A 23,749-nucleotide genomic window follows, 5' to 3' on the forward strand; every position below is an offset into this window, starting at 1 on the left:
TTCGGCCGGGTTTTTTTTTGAATCAGAATCCCTAGAAGCCCCTCACCCCAGCCCTCCCGAAACGTCGGACCGCCCAGAGGGAGAGGGGGCCGACCGAGGTGTATTGCGTCATACATCGACCTGAAATACCGGGTCGATTATGGAATGGGCTACCGCGTTGATTATGGATTCGATACAGCACGTTCAGGTCGGCGAACCTCTGAAGCATCCCCCAATCAGTCCCCTCTCCCCCTGGGAGAGGGTTAGGGTGAGGGCCTCTTTCGGATCAACGCAATTTCGCGTCTACTGTCCACCGCTCCAGCCACACTCAAGGACTGAATGTGACCACCCCGCGCAACACCCACCTGATCGTCACCGCTCGACTGATCTCCGATTTCGGCGCCTTCCTCAACATGGTCGCGCTGGCCACCTACGTCTACCTGCTGAGCAACAGCGCGATGAGCGTCGGGATCTTTCTCGCCAGTCGCGTCGGCGGGGGGATTTTTGCCAGTCTGATCGGCACCGCGTTTTACCGTCGCTGCAGCGGACGCGCACCGTTGATCGTGTTCGATCTCCTGCGCGCCAGCGTGCTCGGTTTGCTGTTGATCGTGCCCGTCAGCCAGCAAGCCTTGCTGCTGCCCGTGATCGCTTTCGGCCTGGGCCTGGGCAATTCGATGTTCGCCATCGGCCTCAACAGTCAATTACCGCGTCTGATCCCCGCCGAGCAATTGCTCAAGGCCAACGCCTGGATCACTTCGGCGTCTTCAGCGGCCATGGTCGGCGGCAGTCTGGTTTCAGGTTTGCTGGTCGCGGGTTTTGGTTTTGAAACAGTGTTCGCCCTGAATGCACTGACCTATTTGCTGGCAGCGTTGTTGATCGTGCCGCTGCGTTTCGAACCCGCAGCAGTCAACGAAGCACCCGAACGCGGCGAATGGACCGCACTCAAGCAAGGTCTGCGTTCGGCACCGGTGATTGCCGCGATGCTGGCGGTGACCATGGCCGATACCTTGGGCAGCGCCGCGCACAACGTCGGCTTTCCGATCATCTCCAAACTGCTCACGCCAGAGTCGGCGAGCACCACACTGGGCCTGATGCTGGCGGTGTGGGCCAGCGGCAAACTGCTGGGTGCGCGAATCGCCAGCCGTCTCAAAGGCTCGGACAACATCCACCTCGAACGACGGTTTTTCCTCGGCGTGGCGCTGATGTCCTGCGGCTTTATCCTGATGTTCCAGCAACACAGCCTCTACGGTCTGCTGCTGTTTTCCTTGCCGGCGGGGTTGGGAGACGGTTTTTCAGAAGTCGGGCTGATGTCGCGCCTGCAACGCGAACCCGAGCAGTTGCGCCTGCCGATTTTCAGCGTGCTGACCTTGCTGCAGATGAGCGGATTCGGCATCGGCATGCTCATCGCCGCACCGTTCTACGGGTGGTGGACGCCGGGTGCCGTGGTCATGCTGTTCCACGGCATTCCCCTCGGCACATTGCTCACGGTGAAAGTGCTCGCCCTCAAGCGCGGGCGGGTTGCGCGCAGCAGCCCGACGCCAGCTCCTTGAGGATCGGGCAATCCGGGCGATGGTCGCCGTTGCAGTGCTCGACCAGATCCTGCAGGGTGTCGCGCAGTTCGCCGAGTTCGCGGATCTTCTGATTCAACTCGTCGATGTGCTGGCGCGCCAATGCTTTCACATCGGCGCTGGCACGCTGGCGATCCTGCCAGAGGGTCAGCAGTTTGCCGACCTCTTCCAGCGAAAAGCCCAAGTCCCGCGAGCGCTTGATGAAGGCCAGCGTGTGCAGGTCGTCGTCGCCGTAGACCCGATAACCGCTGTCGGTGCGATGGGCCGCCTTGAGCAGGCCAATCGACTCGTAATAACGGATCATTTTCGCGCTCAGACCACTGTGTCTGGCCGCTTGGCCGATGTTCATCGGTGTTCCTCCAGATCCTTGGGTTTCCAGGTTTTCAACAGTAGCGCATTGCTCACCACGCTGACGCTCGACAGCGCCATGGCCGCACCGGCCAGTACCGGGTTGAGGAAGCCGAACGCTGCCAACGGAATGCCGATCAGGTTGTAGACGAAGGCCCAGAACAGGTTCTGACGGATCTTCGCGTAGGTCTTGCGGCTGATTTCCAGCGCCGCCGGCACCAGCCGTGGATCACCACGCATCAGAGTGATACCCGCCGCGTGCATGGCCACGTCAGTGCCGCCGCCCATGGCGATGCCGATGTCGGCAGCGGCGAGCGCCGGGGCGTCGTTGATGCCGTCACCGACCATGGCGACTACGCCGGTTTTTTTCAGCTCGGTGACGGTGGCGGCTTTGTCCGCTGGCAGCACTTCGGCGTGGACATTGCTGATGCCTAAGGCCTCGGCGACCACGCGAGCGCTGCCGCGATTGTCGCCGGTCAGCAGATGGCTATGGATATCGCGTGCAGCGAGTTGTTGCACGGCTTCCAGCGCTCCGGGTTTCAAGGTGTCACCGAAGGCGAACAAGCCGAGCACTTTCGGCTCCGGACTTTGCTCGATCAGCCATGACAGGGTGCGGCCTTCGGTTTCCCAGGCTTGGGCGGACTCGCCCAGATTACCGGCGCTCAAAGCGCTTTCCTCCAGCAACCGGCGATTGCCCAGCGCCAGGCGCCGGCCGTCGAGATTGCCGGCGATGCCGCGACCAGTGAGCGACTGGCTGGCGCTGACATCCGGTACGTGCAGGCCTCGTTCCGCTGCGGCATCGAGCACCGCTTTGGCCAACGGGTGTTCGCTGCCGCGTTGCAGCGCGCCGGCCAGTTTCAGCAGAGTGTTTTCGTCACCATCGACTGCTGTGAAATGGGCGATACGCGGCGTGCCGGAGGTCAGCGTACCGGTCTTGTCGAACACCACGCTGCTGACTTCATGGGCGCGTTCCAGCGCTTCAGCATCCTTGATCAGAATGCCGTGACGCGCGGCCACGCCGGTGCCGGCCATGATCGCGGTCGGCGTGGCGAGGCCCAGTGCACACGGGCAGGCGATGACCAGAACCGCGACCGCATTGATCAACGCGGTTTCGAGCGGTGCGCCGTAGAGCCACCAGCCGATCAGTGTCGCCAAGGCAATCAGCAACACGGTTGGCACAAAGATCTGGCTGACTTTATCCACCAGTTTCTGGATCGGTGCCTTGGCCGCCTGGGCGTCTTCGACCAGACGAATGATCCGCGCCAGTACGGTTTCGGCGCCGAGCGCCTGAGTGCGCACCAGCAAACGCCCTTCGCCATTGATCGCGCCGCCGGTGACTTTGTCACCCTGTTGTTTCGGCACCGGCAAGCTTTCGCCGCTGATCAATGCTTCGTCGGCGTGGCTCTGGCCTTCGATGACTTCACCATCGACCGGGAAACGTTCGCCGGGTTTGACCAGCACCAGATCGTTCAGGCGCAACGCGCTGATGGCGACATCCTGCTCGCGACCGTCGATCACTTGAATGGCCCGTTCCGGGCGTAACGCCTCGAGGGCGCGGATGGCACTGGCGGTCTGACGTTTGGCGCGGCTCTCCAGGTATTTGCCGAGCAGCACCAACGCGATGACCACCGCCGACGCTTCGAAATACAGATGCGGCATGCGCCCGGCAGCGGTGGCCCATTCATAGAGGCTCAAGCCGTAACCGGCACTGGTGCCGAGGGCGACCAGCAAGTCCATGTTGCCTGCTCCCGCCCGCACGGCTTTCCACGCGGCGACATAGAAACGTGCACCGAAAACAAACTGCACCGGCGTGGCGAGGGCGAATTGCGCCCAGGCCGGGAGCATCCAGTGGATGCCAAACGGTTGCAGCAACATCGGCGCCACCAGCGGCAGAGCCAGGGCGATCGCGCAGATCAGTGCCCAGCGTTCATGTTTCAGGCGCTGTTGTTGGTTATCGGTTTGTGGGTGTTCGGCTTGCCAGACGCTGGCCGAGTAGCCGGCCTTGGTGACGGCTTCGAGCAGGGTTTGCGGATCGACCTGACCGAGCAATTGGAGGTGGGCGCGTTCGTTGGCCAGGTTGACGCTGACGCTTTTCACTCCCGGCACTTTGTTCAGGGCGCGCTCGACGCGACCGACGCAGGAGGCGCAGGTCATGCCTTCGATCTTCAATTCGATAGTCTGCTGCGGGACGCTGTAGCCGGCGCGCTCAACTGCGTCCATCAAGGCCGGCAGACTGCCGCCGGGTGCCTGCACACGGGCCTGCTCGGTGGCGAGATTGACGCTCACGGCACTGGCGCCGCTGACTTTGCTCAACGCCCGCTCGACACGGCCGGCGCAACTGGCGCAGGTCATGCCGGCAATCGGCAGATCGAACGTGATGGAATCGGACATCGGTCGTACTCCCTGTAGTAGATGCCTACAAGGATCAACCTTGCCATGCGGGCAAGGTCAAGCGCCATTCTTTGACTCGCCGCAAAACAAACTGTGGGAGCGAGCCTGCTCGCGAAAGCGGCGGGTCAGTCAACATCATCGCTGAATGACCCGCCGTATTCGCGAGCAGGCTCGCTCCCACAATTGGGATTTGCTTAGTATTCGAGATCGGCGCGCTTCAGATAGACGCCTTCGGAATTCATCGCCAAGCGATACTTCAGCACATCACCGGCATGCAATTTGATCTCCTGCGAACCCGGCGCGAGCATCCCCGGGTTGCAACCGGCGACTTGTCCCGGCAGCAACTTCAAGCGTAGCGAAACAGTGCCCGGCGGCAGGTTGAAGGAAATGCTTTGCTCCTGCAGCAACCGCGCCGAGAGCTGATCCTGGATGTACACGCCGATCTCGCAGGAGGTCGACACTTCCAGACGCTCACGGGAAATGATCAGCACCGCATAGTCCTCGCCAGCGGCTTGCACTTGAGGAACGGCGGCAAAGAGGCTGAGAAAGCCAAACAGGCTGAAAGCTGACCAGCGCATGGCTGAATCTCCTGAATCGAGTCATTGATGTACGCAGCTTGGCCGAGCGCGGCGCCGATTGCCAGCCCGGCAGTTTATTGAAGAACTTGACCTTGCCATCGTGGCAAGCTCGAAACTGCCGGCAACCTCACTCAAAGGAGTCATTCCATGCAAGTGTTCAACGTTCAAGGCATGTCCTGCGGCCATTGCGTCAAAGCCATCACCAACGCTCTGCAGGTCAAGGATCCGGCGGCCAGCGTGCGGGTCGATCTGGCGGCGAAAGAGGTGGGCGTCGAGAGCGCGTTGACCAGCGATCAGGTCATCGAGGCAATCAGCGAAGAAGGCTACGCGGTGAAACTCGTCTGAAGTTTTATAGTTAGCGAGCTATCGGAATGTTCAAGGCGTCCGGGCGCGGCTAGACTGTCGGGCTGCCGACTTGCCAACCTGGATGCCTGATGAACTTCCGTACCATTCTGATCCTCGGTGCCTTGACCGCCTTCGGGCCCTTGGCGATCGACTTCTATTTACCTGCATTTCCCTCGATGGCGCTGGCGTTCGGCACCGACGAGAAACATGTACAGATGACGCTGGCGGCGTATTTCGCCGGATTGTCGATTGGCCAACTGCTTTACGGCCCCGTGGCGGATCGCTTTGGCCGCCGTATTCCGCTGCTCGTAGGGCTCACGCTGTTCACCCTGGCATCGCTGGCCTGCGCCTATGCGCCGAACCTCGAATGGCTGATCGGTGCGCGTTTTGTCCAGGCGTTGGGCGGTTGCGCGGGGATGGTGATTTCCCGGGCGGTGGTCAGCGACAAATGCGACGCGGTCGGCTCGGCGAAGGTCTTCTCGCAATTGATGCTGGTGATGGGCCTGGCGCCGATTCTGGCGCCGATGCTCGGCGGTCTGTTGGTCAACACCACAGGCTGGCAGTCGATCTTCCTGGTGTTGACCGGGTTCAGCGCGCTGGCCGGTTTGGCCGTGGCGCTGGGGCTGCCGGAAAGTATGCCAGCGCACATGCCGCGCCAGCCGTTGTCCGGCGCCCTGCGCCAGTACGGGCGCTTGCTCAAGGATCGGGTTTACCTCGGTCATGCCCTGACCGGTGGCATCGCCATCGCCGGGATGTTCGCCTACATCGCGGGCTCACCGTTTATTTTCATCAAGCTGTATGGCGTGCCGGCCGAGCATTTCGGCTGGCTGTTCGGCACCAATGCGGCGGGGTTCATTCTGGTGGCGCAGGTCAACGCGCGGATGTTGGCCAAGCGCGGCCCGGCGTTCCTGCTGTCGCGGGCGGTGTGGGTTTACTTCGGCGCCGGGCTGGCGTTGCTCGCGGTCAGCGCAATGCACACCGAATCCTTGTGGCCGCTGCTGATTCCACTGTTTATCTGCGTGTCGAGCCTGGGTTGCATCAGCCCGAACGCCGCTGCTTGCGCGATGAACGGGCAGGGCGCACGCGCCGGCAGTGCGTCGGCACTGCTCGGCTGCATGCAATTCAGCGTCGCCGCCGGGGCTTCGGCGCTGGTAGGGGTGTTGCACGACGGCACCGCCGTGCCGATGGCAATAGTCATCAGCGTGTGCGGTTTGCTGGTGGTGTGCGTGGCGCTAATCACCCGCCGTCTGCAGAACGCCCGGGCACTGGCGCAAGCTCAGGCCGAGGCATAAATAACCTCAGCCGGCGGCGCGCTGCTGGCTGCGATCGGGAATCTGATGGGGCGCGCAAAGTCGCGCTTCGAGGGTGCGGGTGAAGGCCAATGCTTCGGCTTCACTGCGGAATGTCACGGCGTGTTGGTCCAGACGAACCTGCCATTGAGACTTTGCCACTTCTTTTATCAGGATCTTCATTGCTGACCTCCCTTGCGTAAAAGATGTATCGCAGAGGCTTCGATTGTAGACCTGAATACGATCGCAATTGTGACAACGGTCAAGCATCGGACTGACGGCAAAAAACAGCGCAGCCCCGCCGACCGCTCTAGGTTCGGCGAAGGCTGCGCTGTGCGGTTTTTTAGAAACCTTCTAAAACAATTTTTCCCTTGGCTTTGCCACTTTCCAGCAACTCATGGGCGCGGCGCAGGTTCGCCGCATTGATCGTGCCGAAATGCTCGCCCACCGTGGTCTTCAACGTCCCCGCATCAATCAGCCCGGCCACGCGGTTGAGCAGTTTGTGCTGTTCGATCATGTCCGGCGTCTCGAACAGCGAACGGGTGTACATGAACTCCCAGTGCAGCGACAGGCTCTTGCGCTTGAGTTTGCTGATGTCCAGCGACTTCGGATCGTCGATCAGTGCCAGTTTGCCTTGCGGCGCCAGCGCTTCGACCAGTTGATCCAGGTGCTGATCGGTCTGGGTCAGGCTGGCAACGTGGGTCACGCTGTCGATCCCGGCGCGTTTGAGCTCTTCGCTCAGCGGTTGGCTGTGATCGATGACCAGGTCGGCGCCCAGTTCTTGGACCCAATCGCGGGTCTGCTCGCGGGACGCAGTGCCGATGACCTTCAGGCCGGTCAGTTTTTTGGCCAGTTGGGTCAGGATCGAGCCCACCCCGCCAGCCGCACCGACGATCAGCAGGCGCTGGTCTTCATTGTTTTTGCCTTCGCGGATCTGCAGGCGTTCGAAGAGCAATTCCCACGCGGTGATCGCAGTCAGCGGCAGGGCGGCGGCTTCGGCAAAACCAAGGGATTTCGGCATATGGCCGACGATGCGCTCATCGACCACGTGCAGCTCACTGTTGCCGCCGGAACGGGCGATGGAGCCGGCGTAGAAGACTTTGTCGCCAGCCTTGAACAATGTCACTTCGCTGCCGACTGCCTTGACCACTCCGGCAACGTCCCAGCCCAATACTTTCGCTGCACCGTTTTCCGGCGCCACGTTCTGCCGCACTTTGGTGTCGACCGGATTCACCGAAATGGCTTTGACTTCCACCAGCAGGTCGCGCGGGCCGGCGACCGGTTCTGGCAGCTCGATGTCTTGCAGGGATTGGGCGTCGCTGATCGGCAGGGAAGCGTAATAGGCGATGGCTTTCATGAGTGGCTCCGTACAGGTAATAGAAGAAGGAATCAGACAATCGCGCCGAGGCGCTTGAGCTGGAAATGTTCGATGGTGTCGCCGGCGCTGGCCTGGAAGTGTCGAAAGTGCGCGCTGTTGTTGTGCGCCTCAAGAATCGCTTCGCTGGCCCAGTGTTCGATCACATAAAAAACCTGCGGGTCGGCGAGGTCGCGGTGCAAGTCATATTGGCTGCAACCGTCTTCGGCGCGGCTCGGCTCAACCAGTGCGCGCAGGCCCTGTTCGAGACGATCCTGCTGGCCGGGTCTGGCGATCAGGGTGGCGATGGCGGTGAATGGCTGGGACATGCTCGGCTCCAGAGAAGCGGGATGAATTCGATGGAGAGATGATTGGCTATTTCTCTGCGAGATAAAACCGGCTAAAAGAGCAGTCTCTTTCAATATTTTTTTGATAATCGAGGCTGACCATGTTGCGTTTCGATGACTTGCAGTTGTTTGTCCGGGCAGCGGATCTGGGCAGTCTGTCGGCGGCGGCGCGGGTGATGGACATGTCCGCCGCCGTGGCCAGCGCGGCATTGAAGCGGATCGAACAGCAATTGGGCGCACGCTTGCTGGCGCGTTCGACCCGCAGCCTGCGCCTGACCGCCGAGGGCGAAGGCTTTCTCGAATACGCGCGGGCGGCGCTGAGTAATCTTGATGAAGGTCGGCGTTTGCTCGCCAGCGGCCAGGATCAGGTCAGCGGGGTCTTGCAGTTGTCGGCGCCTTCGGACTTCGGCCGCAACCTGTTGCTGCCGTGGCTCGATGAGTTCCAGCGCGAGCACCCGAAGCTGACCGTGCGTTTGCTGCTTGGCGACCGCATCGCCGATCTGTTTCGGCAACCGGTGGACATTGCCTTGCGCTATGGCGAGCCGGAAGACTCAAGCCTGGTCGCCTTACCCATCGCCCCGCACAACCGCCGCGTGCTGTGCGCTTCCCCGGCGTATCTGGCCCGGCACGGCGAACCGCGCCAGCTCGAACAGCTGGCCCAGCACAACTGCCTGCTTTACATGCTCGGCAGCCGGGTGCATGACCACTGGAGTTTTCACGACGGCAAACGTGAAGTCGGTCTGACCGTCAGTGGTGACCGTTTCAGCGACGACGCTGACGTCGTGCGCCTGTGGGCGGTGGCCGGTGCCGGGATTGCCTACAAATCGTGGCTGGACGTCGGCGCCGATGTGCTCGCCGGCAGGCTCAAAGTGCTGCTGCCGGAGCTGCTCTGTGAGCGCGCACCGCTGAATCTGTTGTGCGCCCATCGCGCCCAATTGAGTAAGCCGGTGAACCTTCTGAGGGAAATGCTCGCCAGCCGATGCGCTGATTTGAGTAGTCAATTTCCCGTTTTTCCCAAAGATGATCATTAGTCGCAGGTAAATAGAGAAATTTCTGTCAGGAACAATCACCACCTGTGCAGGCCCCGGCGCGGGACGCGGGAGCTAACCCGCTTATACTAGCGCCCGCCTCACGCCAGCACCGACACCCCGGCCCGGAGACCCTCGCACCGCGTCGCCAGTCTTCGAGTGACGGTCGCGCAACTGCTGCGGGTTCTGTGCCGGAGCAGGCTGCGTCAGTAGCTTGCCTCGCCCCGGTTCATGGCGATTTTCGCGTCTTGGCCGATGACTCATTACCGGCCAAGATGTCTCCGAGCAGTAGACGATACGATTCAACAGGGAGTGAACACATGGAACATGCACCTTGCATCAGCCAGATCGCCACGTTGCTGGCCGACCCCAAGCGCAGCGCGATGATGTGGGCGTTGATGGATGGCTCGGCCCGGCAAACCGAGGAGCTTGCGCTACTGACAGGGCTGTCGCCATCGTCGGCCAGCGCGCATCTGGCGCGGCTATCCACGGGTGGTCTGTTGAAGGTCGAAGTCCGTGGTCGCAAACGGTTTTTCCGTCTCTCGGCACCGGAAGTCGGTGCTGCGATAGAAGCATTGGCCAGCGCCACCATCGCCAGTGCTCCACGGGACATTCCCGAGGTGTTCAAGCGCGCCACCCCCATGGCCAAGCCGCAAACTGCGCCGTCCTCGCTGCTGCGCGCGCGTTTTTGCGATGACCACCTGGGCGGTACGCTGGCCGCCGATCTGTACCAGCGGCTGCTGGATGCCGGCTGGATCGAACAACTTGAACAACGCGTCGTGGTGACTCTCAAGGGGGCGAAATTGCTGGCCGGCCGTGGCGTGTTCATCCAGGCGCTGGCCCATCGCAATGTGCAAGTGGCGTGCGCTTGTCCGGACTGGAGCGAGCGTCGCCCGCACATGGGTGGCTCGCTCGGTGCGGCGTTGTTGCAGTTGTTCATGCAGTCCGGCTGGCTGACCCTGCCCAACGACTCTCGGGCCTTGCAATTGACGGCTACCGGCCAACGGGAGCTGCATCGTTTCGCCAAGGAAACCGAGCTGGAAATGGCGTTGTAGAGCTCTCGCATTCGACGCCTGGCAAGCACCGGTGCTTCTGGCGTCGTCCACGACTGCGAACAGGTCGCATCCAGCACGAACGCCGAAACGCTATCGCGCACACTCGATCCGGGGACATTTCGGATGGGGGAAGCGGCATGGACACACATGGCTACGGCGCGGCAGAACGCTTGGAACGACTGCCAATCAGCGGTTATCACCGGATCATTTTCATCATCATCGCCCTGGCGTTTTTCTTCGACTCCATGGACCTGGCGATGATGACGTTCCTGCTCGGCTCGATCAAAGCCGAGTTCGGTCTGAGCAGCGCGCAAGCGGGTCTGCTCGCCAGTTCGAGCTTCTTCGGCATGGTGCTGGGGGCGTCGCTGTCCGGCATGCTCGCCGATCGTTTCGGGCGCAAACCGGTGTTTCAGTGGAGCATCGTGCTGTGGGGCGTGGCCAGCTACCTGTGTTCGACGGCGCAAACGGTCGAGACGCTGACGCTGTTCCGCATCTTGTTGGGGATTGGCATGGGCATGGAATTTCCGATTGCCCAGTCGATGCTGTCCGAGCTGATTCCGGCGCAACGCCGGGGTCGTTACATCGCGTTGATGGACGGCTTCTGGCCGCTGGGTTTCGTGGCGGCCGGCGTGCTGTCTTACTTCCTGCTGCCGCTGATTGGCTGGCGTGACATCTTTCTGGTGTTGGCGGTGCCGGCGGTGTTTGTGCTGGCGATCCGCTTTTTCATTCCCGAGTCACCGCGCTGGCTGGAGCAGGCTGGAAAGCATGAGGCGGCAGACAAGGTGCTGAACGGCATCGAGGCGCGGGTGCGTTCGTCGCTCGGCGGTGCCGCGTTGCCGGAACCGGTTCGATTGCCGCGTACCGTGACGCCGCCGGGCAACTTCTTCGCGGCGCTCAAGCAGATCTGGTCGCCGCAGTATCGCCAGCGCACGACGATGATCTGGAGCCTGTGGTTTTTCGCCCTGCTGGGATTTTATGGTCTGACTTCGTGGCTCAGTGCCTTGCTGCAACAGTCGGGTTTTGCCGTGACGCAGTCGGTGTATTACACGGTGCTGATTTCCCTTGGCGGGATTCCGGGATTTTTGATGGCCGCCTGGCTGGTTGAGCGCTGGGGGCGCAAACCGGTGTGCATCGTCACGTTGCTCGGCGGCGGGGTGATGGCGTTTCTCTACGGCCAGAGCGCGGTGTTCGGCGGCAACGTTGCGCTGCTGATCGGCACCGGACTGTTGATGCAGTTTTTCCTGTTCGGCATGTGGGCGGTGCTCTACACCTATACGCCGGAGCTTTATCCAACGTCGGCGCGGGCAACCGGTTCGGGCTTCGCCTCGGCGATTGGCCGGGTTGGCTCGCTGCTCGGGCCGTTGGTGACCGGGCTGGTGTTCCCGATTACCGGGCAGGGCGGGGTGTTTGCGCTGGGCGCGGCGTGCTTCGCGATAGCGGCGGGGGTGGTGTGGTTGTTCGGGATGGAGACGCGGGGTAAGACCCTGGAAGAGCTGACTGAAAGCCAAATCCCAGGCTAAACAAAGAACCCACTGTGGGAGCGAGCCTGCTCGCGAAAGCGGAGTGTCATTAAACGAAAATGTTAACTGACACTCCCTCTTCGCGAGCAGGCTCGCTCCCACAATGGTTATTGGGTGTTGCTTATGGTTTTACCAGTCGCGCATCCAGGCTGTTCTGCGCCAGGCGCTTGGCCTGATCCTGGGTCATGCCCAAATGCTCATGCAGCGCGTAGAAGTTCTCGGTCACATAACCACCAAAGTACGCCGGGTCATCGGAGTTCACCGTGACCTTCACGCCACGCTCGAGCATGTCGAGAATGTTGTGCTGCGACATGTGATCGAACACGCAAAGCTTGGTGTTCGACAACGGGCACACGGTTAGCGGGATCTGTTCGTCGATGATCCGCTGCATCAGGCGCTCGTCTTCGATGGCGCGCACGCCATGGTCGATACGCTGGATTTTCAGCAGGTCGATGGCTTCCCAGATGTACTCCGGCGGGCCTTCTTCGCCAGCATGGGCAACGGTCAGGAAGCCTTCGTGGCGGGCACGGTCGAACACGCGCTGGAACTTGCTCGGCGGGTGGCCCATCTCGGAACTGTCGAGGCCGACAGCGACAAACGCGTCACGGAACGGCAGCGCCTGGTCGAGGGTTTTCTCGGCTTCTTCTTCGCTCAAGTGGCGCAGGAAGCTGAGGATCAAACCGCTGGTGATACCCAGTTGCTGCTCGCCATCCTTCAATGCCGCCGCGATGCCGTTGAGCACCACTTCGAACGGGATGCCGCGGTCGGTGTGGGTCTGCGGATCGAAGAACGGTTCGGTGTGAATCACGTTCTGTGCTTTGCAGCGCAGCAGGTAGGCCCAGGTCAGGTCGTAGAAGTCCTGTGAGGTGCGCAATACGTCGGCACCTTGGTAATACAGGTCGAGGAATTCCTGCAGGTTGTTGAAGGCGTATGCCTTGCGCAGGGTTTCGACATCGTTCCACGGCAGGGCGATCTTGTTGCGCTCGGCCAGGGCGAACAGCAGCTCGGGCTCTAGCGAGCCTTCCAGGTGCAGGTGCAGTTCAGCCTTGGGCAAGGCGTTGAGCCAATCGTACATATTCTTTTCTCATCAGATGCAATGACGGCATTCTACAGATGCTCGCCGAAACAATTGGCAAAACCTGACCAAGCGATCCATCACACGGCTTCCTGCTCACGGCGATAGGCGTAGGTATCGGCGAAGCGTGAGAGCAGGAATTCGGCGCAGGTGGTGGTCGGATATTTCGCTGGATGCTGTGCGTCCTGACAGCCGGGCAGGCATTCGATGCGCGTGTCCGGGTGTGGCTCGGCAAAGAACGGCATCGAGTAGCGATCCACGCCGAGCGGGCTGATCACCCGGTGTGGGGTCGAGCGATAACGGTCGTTGCTCCAGCGCGCCATCATGTCGCCGAGGTTGACCACGAAAGTGCCGTCGATCGGTGGCGCGTCGATCCATTCGCCTTTGACGTTCTTCACTTGCAGACCGCCGGCGCTGTCCTGATAGAGCAGGGTGATGCAGCCGTAATCGGTATGCGCGCCGGCACCTTGCTGCTCGGCGGAGCTCGCGGTGTGGCGCGGTGGGTAATGGATCACGCGCAGGACGCTGACCGGGTCAACGAAGCGGCTGTCGAAGAAATCGCGTTCGATGTTCAGTGCGAGGGTCATCGCCCGCAACAAGGTTTGCGCGAGGGCCTGCATGTCGAGGTAGTGCTGCTCCATCAACTCAGCCCATCCGGTTTGCGCTGGATGCCGGTTCGGCCCGCGTAACGGTTTTTCGGCGAGCACGTCGGGATGGTTGGCCGGCAGGTGCAGGCCCATGTCGAAGGTTTCTTTGAGGTCGCTGGGCTTGCTCGGGTCGAGTTGCTCGGTGGCGATGGCGCCGTAACCGCGATGGTGGCGGGTTTGGGTGATGTCGATCTTGAGTTTTTCCGCTGCGGGCAGGGCAAAAAAACGCTGAGTCTGATCGAGCACCGTGTCGATGCGTTACGCCGAAATCGGGTGACCCTTGATGTAGAAGAAACCCCACTCGCGGCAGGCGTGGTCGATTTGCTCGGCCACGGCGGGCCAGGCGTTTTCGTCGGCGGAATAGAGCGGGCTGATGTCGATGATCGGAAGCTGATCCATACACAATCCTTGAATACGCTGTGTTTCCAATGTGGGAGCGAGCCTGCTCGCGAAGAGGGAGTGTCAGACAACAGATTCGTTGAATGACACACCGCATTCGCGAGCAGGCTCGCTCCCACAGGGTTTTGTGTAATTAGCAAAAATTACTTCGGCATCTCAGCCTTCATGCCTTCCACGTAATAGTTCATCGACGCCAGTTCCGCATTCGTCGCGCTCACGCCCGCCGGGATTTTCTCGACGCCGGCCTGATCCTTGATCGGCCCGGTAAACGGTTGAAGCGCACCGCTCTTGATGTCGGCAATGATCTGCTCGGCCTCGGCTTTCACTGGCGCCGGCACCAGACCGCTGATCGGCAGTTCAACCGTGCCTTCCTTCAACCCGCCCCAGTAGTCCTGGGATTTCCACGTGTGGTCGATCACGCTCTGCGTCGCCTGAATATAGTGCGGCGCCCAGTCGTTGACGATCGAGGTCAGCACCGCTTTCGGCCCGAAGTGCGCCATGTCCGAGGCGTAACCTACGGCGTATACGCCACGACGTTCGGCGGCCTGAATCGGTGCCGGGCTGTCGGTGTGCTGGAACACCACGTCGACGCCCTGATCAATCAGCGCGTTGGCCGCATCGGCTTCCTTGCCCGGATCGAACCACGAGTTGACCCACACCACTTTGATCTCGGTGCCCGGGTTGTACTTGTTCAGGGCCAGTTGAATCGCGTTGATATCGCGGATCACCTCAGGGATCGGGAACGAAGCGACGTAGCCGATTTTTTTGGTCTTGGTCATCTTCGCCGCGAGGAAACCGCCGACGTAGCGACCCTCGTAAGTGCGCGCCAGATAGGTGCCGAGGTTCTTGTCCTGTTTGTAGCCGGTGGCGTGTTCGAAGGTCACCTTGGGAAATTGCTTGGCGACTTTCAGCGTCGGGTTCATGTAGCCGAAAGAGGTGGTGAAGATCAGGTCATAGTTGTCCTTGGCCATGTTGCGGATGACCCGCTCGGCGTCGGCGCCTTCAGCGACGTTCTCGACGTAGTTGGTGGTGATCTGAGTACCGAATTTCTCTGCGAGAGCCTTGCGCCCTTGTTCATGCTGATACGTCCAGCCGTGGTCACCGATCGGGCCGATGTAGACGAAACCGACCTTCAGCGGATCGGCAGCGCTGGCGCTCAGGCTGATCCCCAGACCGAGGGCGGCGCACAGCAGTTTGTGCAGCGGACGTATTTGCATGAATTGGAGCTCCGTTTTGTTGTGTGTGGTCAGGGCCAATGCAAATTGCTGACCAAAAGGACAACAAACCGGTTTGAAACCGTGTGAAGGCTTTCGCGAGCAGGCTCGCTCCCACCTTCGAGCGCATTCCTCTGTGGGAGCGAGCCTGCTCGCGAAGAGGCCGGTAGGGCCAATAAAAGGGCACCTGCCGAACTCGCTGCTATTCGCTGGTGCGCTAAGGTGTAACGAAACGTTAGCGCCGCCCCGCAGTCAGTAGCTCATCCGCTCTCTTCGGCAAAAAGGCCCGCCATGTTCACCATCCTCAAGCAAGAAAGCTTTCTGCTGCTGGCCGTCATCGCCGCCTGCGTTGCCTATCCGCTGGAACACTGGCTGTTGCACAGCGGCCAGATCGTCGCGTTGATCGGCGGTCTGGTGCTGATCGCCTTCATCGTCGCCGCCTCAATGCGCGTCGCCCATCAAGCCGAATTGCTCGCGGAAAAAGTCGGCGACCCGTACGGCACCATGATTCTCACCCTCGCCGCCGTGCTGGTGGAGGTGGTGATCCTGGCGATCATGATGAGCAACGAAGCTTCGGCCACGTTGGTGCGCGACACGATCTATTCGGCAGTGATGCTCGATATCAACGGCATCCTCGGCCTCGCCGCGCTGATGGGCGGGATCAAGCACGGTGAGCAGTCTTACAACGACGATTCGGCGCGCAGCTACAGCGTGATGATTCTCACCGCCATGGGCGTATCGATGGTGGTGCCGGAGTTTATTCCCGAGGCCAACTGGAAGATTTATTCGGCGTTCACCATCGGTGCGATGGTGGTGCTGTATGCGTTGTTTCTGCGCATGCAGGTCGGCCCGCACAGTTACTTTTTCAGCTACAGCTACCCGGACAAACGCCGCAAGAAAGAACCGGTCGAGGAAGAACCAAAACCGGTCAGCCTGGCGTTGTCGATCGGCATTCTGGTGTTTGGCGTGGTGGTGATTGGCGCACTCGCCGAAGTGATGTCGAAGACCCTCGATCTGGGCCTGGAAGGCACGGGCGCACCGCCGGTGATCACCGCGATTCTGGTGGCGGCGATTTCTGCTGCGCCGGAGATTTTGACGGCGTTGCGTGCGGCGCTGGCCAACCGTATGCAGTCGGTGGTGAACATTGCGATGGGCGCGTCACTGTCGACGGTGATTCTGACCGTGCCAGTGATGGAGGCGATGGCGCTGTACACCGGTCAACCGTTTCAGATGGCGATGACGCCGGTGCAGACGGTGATGATTTTCCTGACGTTGATCGTTAGTGCGATCAACCTCAACGACGGCGAGACCAATGCCATCGAAGGCATGACCCACTTCGTATTGTTCGCGACCTTCATCATGCTGTCGCTACTAGGCCTTTAGAGCTGGCAGATTGATCGTTCCCACGCAGAGCGTGGGAACGATCAGATGGGGAGGGGGATCAGGTACCGGCGATCAACTGGCGCGCCGCCTGGCTGTGATCGGCGATCAGGCCTTTCAGGTCCAGTCCTTCAACCTGGCCATCGACCACGCGCCACTTGCCAGCAATCATCACCCGATCCGCACGATCCGCGCCGCACAACAGCAACGCCGAAATCGGATCATGGCTGCCCGAGAAGCGCAGCTCATCGAGCTTGAACAACGCCAGATCCGCCTGTTTGCCCACGGCAATCTCACCAATGTCGGTCCGCCCCAACAGGCTCGCCGAGCCCTTGGTCGCCCAGCCCAGCACGCGTTCCGGGGTGATCTTCTCGGCGCCATAACGCAGACGCTGGATGTACAACGCCTGACGCGCTTCGAGAATCATGTTCGAGGCATCGTTGGACGCCGAACCATCCACGCCCAGACCAAACAGCGCGCCCGCGTCAGTCAGATCGATACTCGGGCAGATCCCGGAAGCCAGACGCATGTTCGAACTCGGGCAATGGCAGATGCCAGTACCGGCCTGACCGAGGCGGGCGATTTCGTCCGGGTTGAAATGGATGCCGTGGGCCAGCCAGGTGCGCGGGCCGAGCCAGCCGACGCTGTCGAGATAATCGACGGTGCGCAGGCCGAAACGCTGCAGGCAGAAATCTTCTTCGTCGAGGGTTTCGGCCAGATGCGTGTGCAGGCGCACGTCGAGCTTGTTCGCCAGTTCGGCGCTGGCCGACATGATTTCCGGGGTTACCGAAAACGGCGAGCACGGCGCCAGCGCGATCTGGATCTGCGCGCCATCGCCACGCTCGTGGTACTCGTGAATCAGGCGCTGACTGTCGTCGAGAATCACCTGACCTTCCTGCACGGTCTGCTGCGGCGGCAGGCCGCCGTCCTTCTCGCCGAGGCTCATCGAACCCCGAGTGAGCATGGCGCGCATGCCCAGTTCGCGGACGCTTTCGACTTGCACGTCGATGGCATTTTCCAGACCGTCCGGGAACAGGTAGTGATGGTCGGCCGCGGTGGTGCAGCCCGACAGCAGCAATTCAGCTAACGCTACTTTGGTGGCGAGCGCGAGCTTCTCAGGCGTCAGGCGCGCCCACACCGGGTACAGGGTTTTCAGCCACGGGAACAACGGCTGATTGACCACCGGCGCCCAGGCGCGAGTCAGGGTTTGATAGAAGTGATGGTGGGTGTTGATCAGGCCCGGCAGGATCACATGTTCACGGGCATCGAACACTTCATTGCACGGTGCCGACGGCTGTTGGCCAGCGGCGAGGACTTCGACGATGACACCGTCTTGCACGACAAGACCGCCACGGGCATCGAGCTCGTTGGAAGTGAAAATGGCGAGGGGATTTTTTAACCAGGTACGGGTCGCGGGCATGTTGCCGGCTCCTCTGAAAATGGGGTTCAGGGTTGCCAGCTCAGTGATGCCCTGTCTGCTGATCCAGGGTCGCCGCGGGGACGAGGTGCGCAGTTTCAAACAAATTGCCACGCCGGGCAAGCCCAACCCGACCAGACAACACGGTCCCGTGTAGGAGTGAGCCTGCTCGCGATAGCGGTGTATCAGGCAACACTTTTGCTGAATGACACACCGCTATCGCGAGCAGGCTCACTCCTACAGGGGATTTATGTGTTTACCAGGGGATGGTTTCACCCTTGTAGTTGATGAAGTGATGCCCGCCCTTGCCGGTGTACGCATTTACTTGATCTACCAGCCCACGGGTGCTGGTTTCCACGTCAAGGTCAGCCCCTTCACCGCCCATGTCCGTCTTCACCCAACCCGGATGCAGTGACAACACCGTCATCTTCTGCTCGCCCAATTGCGTGACAAAACTGTTGGTCATCGAATTCAGCGCAGCCTTGCTCGCCTTATACAGCGCCAGCTCCGGCGCGTCCGCCACCGTCACGCTGCCCAGTCCGGAACTCATGAACGCCAGCACGCCGCTGCCGTCACGAATCTGCCCGGCAAAACGCTGAGCCAGATTGATCGGCGCCACCGCGTTGGTGAAAAACAGCTGACCGACTTCAGCCAGTGTCGCGCCGCCAGGGGTCTGATCGGCCGGGCCTTTGACCCCGGCGTTGACGAACAGCAAGTCGAAGGTTTCGCCCTTGAGCTGTTGGCTCAGAGCAATGACCGCTTGCTGATCGTCCATGTCGAGCTTCTCGATCCGTACCTTGCCTAATGCTTGGAGCGCATCGGCATTGGCAGGATTGCGCACGGTGGCGGTGACTTGCCAGCCGTCGGCCAGCAGGGTTTTCACCAGACCGAGGCCAAGGCCCCGGGAGGCGCCGATAATCAGTGCGTTTTTTGCAGACATGATGGGCTTCCTTGATGAATGAGGATCATGGATTCAATGGACAGGCCTGACCGAGGCGAAGTTGCAACTCCTGCCGCAGCGCATCAAGTTCGCGCATGCGGGTTTCGATCAGTTGCAGTTTGTCGCGCAGCAACTGCGCCACGGCGTTGTCCGGATCTGGCGCGTTCCACAATGCGGCAACGCTGTCGCCGATCTCGCCGAGGGTAAATCCCAGGCGCTGCGCGGTTTTGATGTAGAGCACTAGTTGCACCATCTCCGGCGGATAGTCGCGATAACCATTGGCACTGCGCTGCGCCGCGATCAACCCGCGCTGCTCATAGAAACGCAGGGTGTCACGGCTGACGGCGCTGGCCTGAGCTAATTCACCGATGCGCATGCGGGCTCTCAAAAGGGCTATTGACCCTGGAGCATACTCCAGGCTTTACCGTGGAGGCTCCCTGAATTTCTGGAGCATGGATGATGTGGACTTCAACGCAGTATCGCAATGTGGTGCGCGGCAGCGCCTGGTATGACTTGATCGTCACGGCAGCGTTTGCCACGCCGTGGAGTTTTGCCGTTGTACACGGGGTGTTGAGCGCACTGGATTTGCCCGGCGAACTACCCGCGTTTCAGCCTGTGCATCTGTTGATGGCGAACCTGTTGGGATCGGTGGTGTGCGTGTGGGCGGTGCTGCGGATTCGTGATCCGCAGGCGCTTTATGGACGGTATGACGCGGTGGCCAGGTTTCTGTTTGCGGCTTGGCAGGGGTATGCCTTGCTTCACGGTGCCAGTTCGATTCTGATTGTTTTCCTAGTCTTCGAACTGGCGTGGGGCGTTGCTCAGGTGTTGCCTGTCAGTAAGTCTTCGCGAGCAGGCTCGCTCCCACAGGAGATGGGTGTCACCTCATACCCCTGAGTCGAGAGCGGAAAATGTGGGAGCGAGCCTGCTCGCGAAGAGGCCCGCCCAAACAATAATTAATGCCCCGCCTGCCAAGGCTGCCCAAGCGACACCGGCGCATACAGCCGCGTGCGCAGCGCATCCCGCGACAACAGCACCAACACCACAATCGTCGCGACATACGGCAGCATCGCCAGCAAACTCGACGGAATCGCCAGCCCCAACCCCTGCGCCACCAGGTGCAGGATGCTGGCGAGACCAAACAGATACGCCCCGAGCAACAACCGCCACACTCGCCAACTGGCAAACACCACCAGCGCCAACGCGATCCAGCCACGCCCGGCAGTCATGTTCTCCGCCCACATCGGTGTGTACGCCAGCGACAGATAGGCCCCGGCCAACCCGGCCATCGCCCCGCCAAACAGCACCGCCAGGGTACGCACGGTCAACACCGGTAAACCCATCGCACTGGCCGCATCCGGGTTCTCACTGACTGCCTGAATGATCAGCCCGACACGACTTTTGATGATCACCCACGCCACCAGCGCAAACAGCGCGAACGACAGATACACCAGCAGATCCTGGGCAAACAGCATCCGCCCGATCAACGGAATTTCACTCAGATAAGGAATCGCCCACGGCTCAAAACCGGCCAGCGGTTTACCCACCCAAGCCGCGCCGACAAAGGTCGACAGCCCGACACCAAAAATCGTCAGCGCCAACCCGGTCGCCACCTGATTGGCATTGAACACCAGCGCCACCAGGGCAAACAGCGACGACAACAGCATTCCGGCCAGCATCGCCAGCAACACGCCCAGCCACAGGTTGCCGCTGTTCAGCGCGACGATAAAACCGATCACCGCGCCAAACAGCATCATCCCTTCCTGCCCAAGATTGAGCACGCCGCTCTTCTCGCAGATCAGTTCCCCCAGCGCCACCAGCAACAACGGCGTGCCGCACCGCACCATGGCGTAGAAAATATTGCTCAACAGATCGATATCCATCACAGCGCTCCGGCAGTTACGGCGGTGGTCGACGTGCGCTTCACCCAGCGCAGGTTCAGGCGTGGCCGATAGAGGATCAGCACGTCACAGGCAAGCAGGAAAAACAGCATCATTCCCTGAAACAACTGGGTGATCGCTTGCGGCAGGTTCATCGTCATTTGCGCGCTCTCGCCACCGATGTACAGCAGCGCCATCAACAGACTCGAAAACAGAATCCCGATCGGATTCAGACGCCCAAGAAACGCCACAGTAATCGCCGCATAGCCATACCCCGGTGACACCTGCGGCACCAATTGGCCGATGGGCCCGGTCACTTCGCAGACACCCGCCAGCCCGGCCAATCCGCCACTGATCAACAGCGCCAGCCAGATCAAACGCTTCTCGCGAAAGCCGACAAACCCCGCCGCACGCTTGTCCAGTCCGAGCACTTTAATTTGGAAACCGACAAAGCTTTTCTGCAACAACACCCACACCGCGACCAATGCGAGCAGGGCGAAATACACCCCGGCATGCACGCGGCCATCCTCCATCAGCAGCGGCAAACGACTGGCGTCGCCGAACATCGCCGACTCGGGAAAGTTGAAACCGGCGGGATCCTTCAACGGCCCATGCACGCAGAACAGCAACAGGTTCAGGGCGATGTAATTGAGCATGATGCTGGTGAGGATTTCATTGGCGTTGAAGCGCGTGCGCAACCACGCGGTGAGCCCAGCCCACGCCGCGCCGGCGACGGTGCCGGTGAGCAGAATAAATACCAGCGCCCAACGGCTTTGCATGCCGATGATGTTCACCGCCAAGGCACTGCCGGCGAGTGCGCCGAGGAGCAATTGACCTTCGGCGCCGATGTTCCAGATCCGCGCCTGATAGGCCACCGCCAAGCCCAGTGCGCAGAGCAGAATCGGCAGCGCCTTGACCAGTAATTCGGAGACGCCATACAAGTCGCTGACCGGTGCGATCAGCAGCGTGTGCAAGGTTTGCAGCGGGTCGTGACCGAGGGCGATAAACAGCAGCGAGCCGCAGCCAAGCGTCAGCGCCGCCGCCAGTAACGGCGAGCACCACAGCATCAGGCGCGATTGCTGGCCACGGGGTTCGAGGGAAAGCAGCATGTGGAAAACTCCGTTAAACCGTGGCGGCTGAAGGTGCGTGGTCGAACTGGCCGGCCATCCAGCCGCCGACATCGCTGAGTTGGGTATCGCCGGTGTTGTGCAACGCCGACAAACGTCCACCGCACAACGCACCGAGGCGATCGCTGATCTGGAACAGTTCGTCGAGGTCTTCGGAAATCACCAGAATTGCCGCGCCGGCATCGCGCAACGCGATCAGTGCCCGGTGGATAGTCGCGGCGGCGCCGACGTCGACGCCCCAGGTCGGGTGCGCGGCGATCAGCAGTTTCGGTTGCTGAAGGATTTCCCGGCCGAGGATGAATTTCTGCAGATTGCCGCCGGACAAACTGCGCGCGGCAGTTTGCGTGTCCGGGGTTTTCACGCCGAAGCGCTGAATGATCTGTTGGGCGAGGGCTTCGACTTTGCCGCGATCGATCAAACCGTTGCTGACCAAGCCTTGCTGGAAAGCGGTGAGCAGGGCGTTATCGGCCAGACTCAATTCCGGCACCGCGCCATGACCGAGACGCTCGGCGGGCACGAATGCCAGGCCCAGTTTGCGTCGCGCATCCGGGCGCAGGTCGGCGACATGTTGCTCCGCGAATCGAATAGTTGCCGCTTCGGCGCGACGCAGGATTTGCTCGCCGCTGAGCAGCGCAAGCAACTCATCCTGACCATTACCGGCGACCCCGGCGATGCCGACGATTTCACCGCCGCGCACTTCCAGGTCGATGTCTTTCAGCGAGCAGCCAAACGGGTCCGGGTTGTGCCAACTCAATTCGCTCACCCGCAAAAACGCCGTACCGCCGCTGACCTTCGGATAGTCGCCAATCAACGCCGCCGCTTCGCCAACCATCATTTGCGCCAACTGCTGATCGGAGCATTCGGCCGGCACGCAATGCCCGGCGACGCGCCCGCCGCGCAAAACCGTCGCGCTGTGACACAGCGCCCGTACTTCGCCGAGTTTGTGGCTGATAAACAGAATGCTGCAGCCTTCGGCAGCGAGGCGACGTAGGGTAATGAACAATTCCTCGGCCTCCTGCGGCGTCAGCACCGAAGTCGGTTCGTCGAGAATCAACAGGCGAATGTCCTGCATCAGGCAGCGAATAATCTCCACTCGTTGCCGCTCGCCGATCGACAGGCTGTGGACAAGTCTTTCCGGTTCCAGCGCCATACCGTAGCGACGCGACACTTGGCGAATTTTCGGCTCCAGTTGCTTCGGTGTGCCGGCCGCAGCGCCCATCGCCAGCGCAATGTTCTGCGCCACGCTGAGGGTTTCGAACAGTGAGAAATGCTGGAACACCATGCCGATGCCCAGCTGCCGCGCCTGCGCTGGGTTGCGGATGTTGACCCGTTGACCCTGCCAGAGCATCTCGCCCGAATCGGCCTGGGTAACGCCGTAGATGATCTTCATCAGGGTGCTTTTGCCCGCACCGTTTTCACCGAGCAGGGCATGGATTTCCCCGGGTGCGATGCTCAGGTCGATGGCGTCATTGGCCAGACAACCGGGATAGCGTTTGCTGATATGGCGCAGTTGCAAGCGCGCAATGGGAGGAGCGATTGGCATGACAGGCTCGACTTGCTTGGAGTTGTGCCTGTGGATAAAGCAATTTCCTGGCCATTGAGTCAGGAACGCGAGCGGGCCGCGTGTATCAGCCCTTGGCGTAGAGCACTCAAGATAAAAACAGGCTTCTGCCCGGCACCAATTCAGAGCAAAGCCGTTGATCGGGCTCCAGTTTTGCCCGTTGGCAACTGATCAAAAAACGAGCAAACACGTGTGAGTCAGGCAGAACCTGCGACTGCGCCAGCCATGAACGGGTTATCCACAGCTTGTTCCACAGTTATTGTGTGCAAGCCGCAAACCCGGGCATAAGCACTGTGGTGCTTTCTTCTAA

General features: G+C 60.9%; 22 protein-coding genes and 1 pseudogene. 8 read left to right on the forward strand and 15 right to left on the reverse strand.

All coding sequences use genetic code 11. The annotated features are described in order from the left end of the window. Positions 1–320: 320 nt before the first annotated feature. Entirely contained in the window at positions 321–1,529 is a 1,209-nt protein-coding gene (locus CCX46_RS03415) for an MFS transporter (RefSeq protein WP_127925713.1), read from the forward strand. Here CCX46_RS03415 and cueR read toward each other — a convergent pair. From cueR to CCX46_RS03430, 3 genes are all read right to left on the reverse strand, one after another. Continuing rightward, entirely contained in the window at positions 1,483–1,896 is a 414-nt protein-coding gene (gene cueR, locus CCX46_RS03420; protein WP_025111722.1) for a Cu(I)-responsive transcriptional regulator, read from the reverse strand. The genes CCX46_RS03415 and cueR overlap by 47 nt on opposite strands. Then, positions 1,893–4,286 carry a copper resistance metal-translocating P1-type ATPase CueA gene (cueA, locus tag CCX46_RS03425; RefSeq protein WP_127925714.1) on the reverse strand — a complete coding sequence of 798 codons (2,394 nt, stop codon included), beginning with the start codon at positions 4,284–4,286 and terminating at the stop codon, positions 1,893–1,895. Before cueA ends, cueR begins: the two co-directional genes overlap by 4 nt. Positions 4,287–4,480: 194 nt before the next feature. Beyond that, positions 4,481–4,864 carry a hypothetical protein gene (locus CCX46_RS03430; protein ID WP_093430287.1) on the reverse strand — a complete coding sequence of 128 codons (384 nt, stop codon included), beginning with the start codon at positions 4,862–4,864 and terminating at the stop codon, positions 4,481–4,483. Positions 4,865–5,011: 147 nt separating this feature from the next. Here CCX46_RS03430 and CCX46_RS03435 point away from each other — a divergent pair, with 147 nt between their 5' ends. Both CCX46_RS03435 and CCX46_RS03440 read left to right on the forward strand, forming a co-directional pair. After that, the gene (locus CCX46_RS03435) at positions 5,012–5,209 is read left to right on the forward strand and encodes a cation transporter (protein WP_127925715.1); all 198 of its coding nucleotides are present in this window, start codon (positions 5,012–5,014) and stop codon (positions 5,207–5,209) included. 89 nt (positions 5,210–5,298) lie between these two features. After that, positions 5,299–6,501 (forward strand): multidrug effflux MFS transporter, encoded by a 1,203-nt coding sequence (locus CCX46_RS03440; RefSeq protein ID WP_127925716.1) that lies wholly within the window; start codon positions 5,299–5,301, stop codon positions 6,499–6,501. Positions 6,502–6,507: 6 nt separating this feature from the next. Here the strand turns inward: CCX46_RS03440 and CCX46_RS30670 are convergent, their stop codons facing one another. The 3 genes from CCX46_RS30670 to CCX46_RS03450 form a co-directional block, all read right to left on the reverse strand. Continuing rightward, the gene (locus CCX46_RS30670; protein WP_007914687.1) at positions 6,508–6,681 is read right to left on the reverse strand and encodes a hypothetical protein; all 174 of its coding nucleotides are present in this window, start codon (positions 6,679–6,681) and stop codon (positions 6,508–6,510) included. A gap of 160 nt (positions 6,682–6,841) precedes the next feature. Beyond that, entirely contained in the window at positions 6,842–7,855 is a 1,014-nt protein-coding gene (locus CCX46_RS03445) for a zinc-binding alcohol dehydrogenase family protein (protein ID WP_127925717.1), read from the reverse strand. Positions 7,856–7,887: 32 nt separating this feature from the next. After that, entirely contained in the window at positions 7,888–8,181 is a 294-nt protein-coding gene (locus tag CCX46_RS03450; protein WP_127925718.1) for a putative quinol monooxygenase, read from the reverse strand. A gap of 119 nt (positions 8,182–8,300) precedes the next feature. Between CCX46_RS03450 and CCX46_RS03455 the strand changes: the two genes are divergently transcribed. From CCX46_RS03455 to CCX46_RS03465, 3 genes are all read left to right on the forward strand, one after another. Next, a complete protein-coding gene (locus CCX46_RS03455) occupies positions 8,301–9,230 on the forward strand; it encodes a LysR family transcriptional regulator (protein ID WP_127925719.1) in 930 nt (309 codons plus the stop codon). A 317-nt stretch (positions 9,231–9,547) separates the two neighbouring features. Next, a complete protein-coding gene (locus CCX46_RS03460; protein WP_127925720.1) occupies positions 9,548–10,282 on the forward strand; it encodes an ArsR/SmtB family transcription factor in 735 nt (244 codons plus the stop codon). A gap of 137 nt (positions 10,283–10,419) precedes the next feature. Beyond that, positions 10,420–11,802 (forward strand): MFS transporter, encoded by a 1,383-nt coding sequence (locus tag CCX46_RS03465; protein WP_127925721.1) that lies wholly within the window; start codon positions 10,420–10,422, stop codon positions 11,800–11,802. A 121-nt stretch (positions 11,803–11,923) separates the two neighbouring features. Here CCX46_RS03465 and CCX46_RS03475 read toward each other — a convergent pair whose 3' ends face one another. The 3 genes and pseudogenes from CCX46_RS03475 to CCX46_RS03490 all read right to left on the reverse strand — a co-directional run bounded on the left by CCX46_RS03475 (position 11,924) and on the right by CCX46_RS03490 (position 15,140). Continuing rightward, on the reverse strand, positions 11,924–12,877 hold the full coding sequence (locus tag CCX46_RS03475) for an adenosine deaminase (RefSeq protein ID WP_008082147.1): 954 nt from the start codon (positions 12,875–12,877) through the stop codon (positions 11,924–11,926). 80 nt (positions 12,878–12,957) lie between these two features. Continuing rightward, a pseudogene (locus CCX46_RS03480) lies at positions 12,958–13,923 on the reverse strand (2-oxoglutarate and iron-dependent oxygenase domain-containing protein). Positions 13,924–14,066: 143 nt separating this feature from the next. Further along, positions 14,067–15,140: a BMP family ABC transporter substrate-binding protein gene (locus tag CCX46_RS03490; RefSeq protein ID WP_127925722.1), complete on the reverse strand. Its 1,074-nt coding sequence runs from the start codon at positions 15,138–15,140 to the stop codon at positions 14,067–14,069. A 288-nt stretch (positions 15,141–15,428) separates the two neighbouring features. On the opposite strand from CCX46_RS03490, the gene CCX46_RS03495 reads away from it, so the two are divergent. Continuing rightward, positions 15,429–16,520, forward strand: coding sequence for a calcium:proton antiporter (locus CCX46_RS03495; RefSeq protein WP_127925723.1), 1,092 nt, complete (start codon positions 15,429–15,431; stop codon positions 16,518–16,520). Positions 16,521–16,578: 58 nt separating this feature from the next. Here CCX46_RS03495 and CCX46_RS03500 read toward each other — a convergent pair whose 3' ends face one another. The 3 genes from CCX46_RS03500 to CCX46_RS03510 all read right to left on the reverse strand — a co-directional run bounded on the left by CCX46_RS03500 (position 16,579) and on the right by CCX46_RS03510 (position 19,250). Then, the gene (locus CCX46_RS03500) at positions 16,579–17,937 is read right to left on the reverse strand and encodes an 8-oxoguanine deaminase (RefSeq protein ID WP_127925724.1); all 1,359 of its coding nucleotides are present in this window, start codon (positions 17,935–17,937) and stop codon (positions 16,579–16,581) included. A gap of 253 nt (positions 17,938–18,190) precedes the next feature. After that, the gene (locus CCX46_RS03505) at positions 18,191–18,877 is read right to left on the reverse strand and encodes an SDR family oxidoreductase (RefSeq protein WP_127925725.1); all 687 of its coding nucleotides are present in this window, start codon (positions 18,875–18,877) and stop codon (positions 18,191–18,193) included. 22 nt (positions 18,878–18,899) lie between these two features. Next, positions 18,900–19,250 (reverse strand): MerR family transcriptional regulator, encoded by a 351-nt coding sequence (locus CCX46_RS03510; protein ID WP_077570877.1) that lies wholly within the window; start codon positions 19,248–19,250, stop codon positions 18,900–18,902. 83 nt (positions 19,251–19,333) lie between these two features. Between CCX46_RS03510 and CCX46_RS03515 the strand changes: the two genes are divergently transcribed. Then, the gene (locus CCX46_RS03515) at positions 19,334–19,768 is read left to right on the forward strand and encodes a hypothetical protein (RefSeq protein WP_127930350.1); all 435 of its coding nucleotides are present in this window, start codon (positions 19,334–19,336) and stop codon (positions 19,766–19,768) included. A gap of 59 nt (positions 19,769–19,827) precedes the next feature. Here CCX46_RS03515 and CCX46_RS03520 read toward each other — a convergent pair whose 3' ends face one another. From CCX46_RS03520 to CCX46_RS03530, 3 genes are read right to left on the reverse strand one after another with little or no spacing between them, the layout of a single operon-like run. Then, a complete protein-coding gene (locus tag CCX46_RS03520; protein WP_127925726.1) occupies positions 19,828–20,754 on the reverse strand; it encodes an ABC transporter permease in 927 nt (308 codons plus the stop codon). Next, a complete protein-coding gene (locus tag CCX46_RS03525) occupies positions 20,754–21,860 on the reverse strand; it encodes an ABC transporter permease (protein WP_127925727.1) in 1,107 nt (368 codons plus the stop codon). The genes CCX46_RS03520 and CCX46_RS03525 overlap by 1 nt, the downstream gene beginning before the upstream one ends. A gap of 13 nt (positions 21,861–21,873) precedes the next feature. Beyond that, positions 21,874–23,421, reverse strand: coding sequence for an ABC transporter ATP-binding protein (locus CCX46_RS03530; protein ID WP_127925728.1), 1,548 nt, complete (start codon positions 23,419–23,421; stop codon positions 21,874–21,876). Positions 23,422–23,749 lie beyond the last annotated feature (328 nt).

The sequence above is a fragment of the Pseudomonas sp. RU47 genome (assembly GCF_004011755.1).
Classification (GTDB): domain Bacteria; phylum Pseudomonadota; class Gammaproteobacteria; order Pseudomonadales; family Pseudomonadaceae; genus Aquipseudomonas.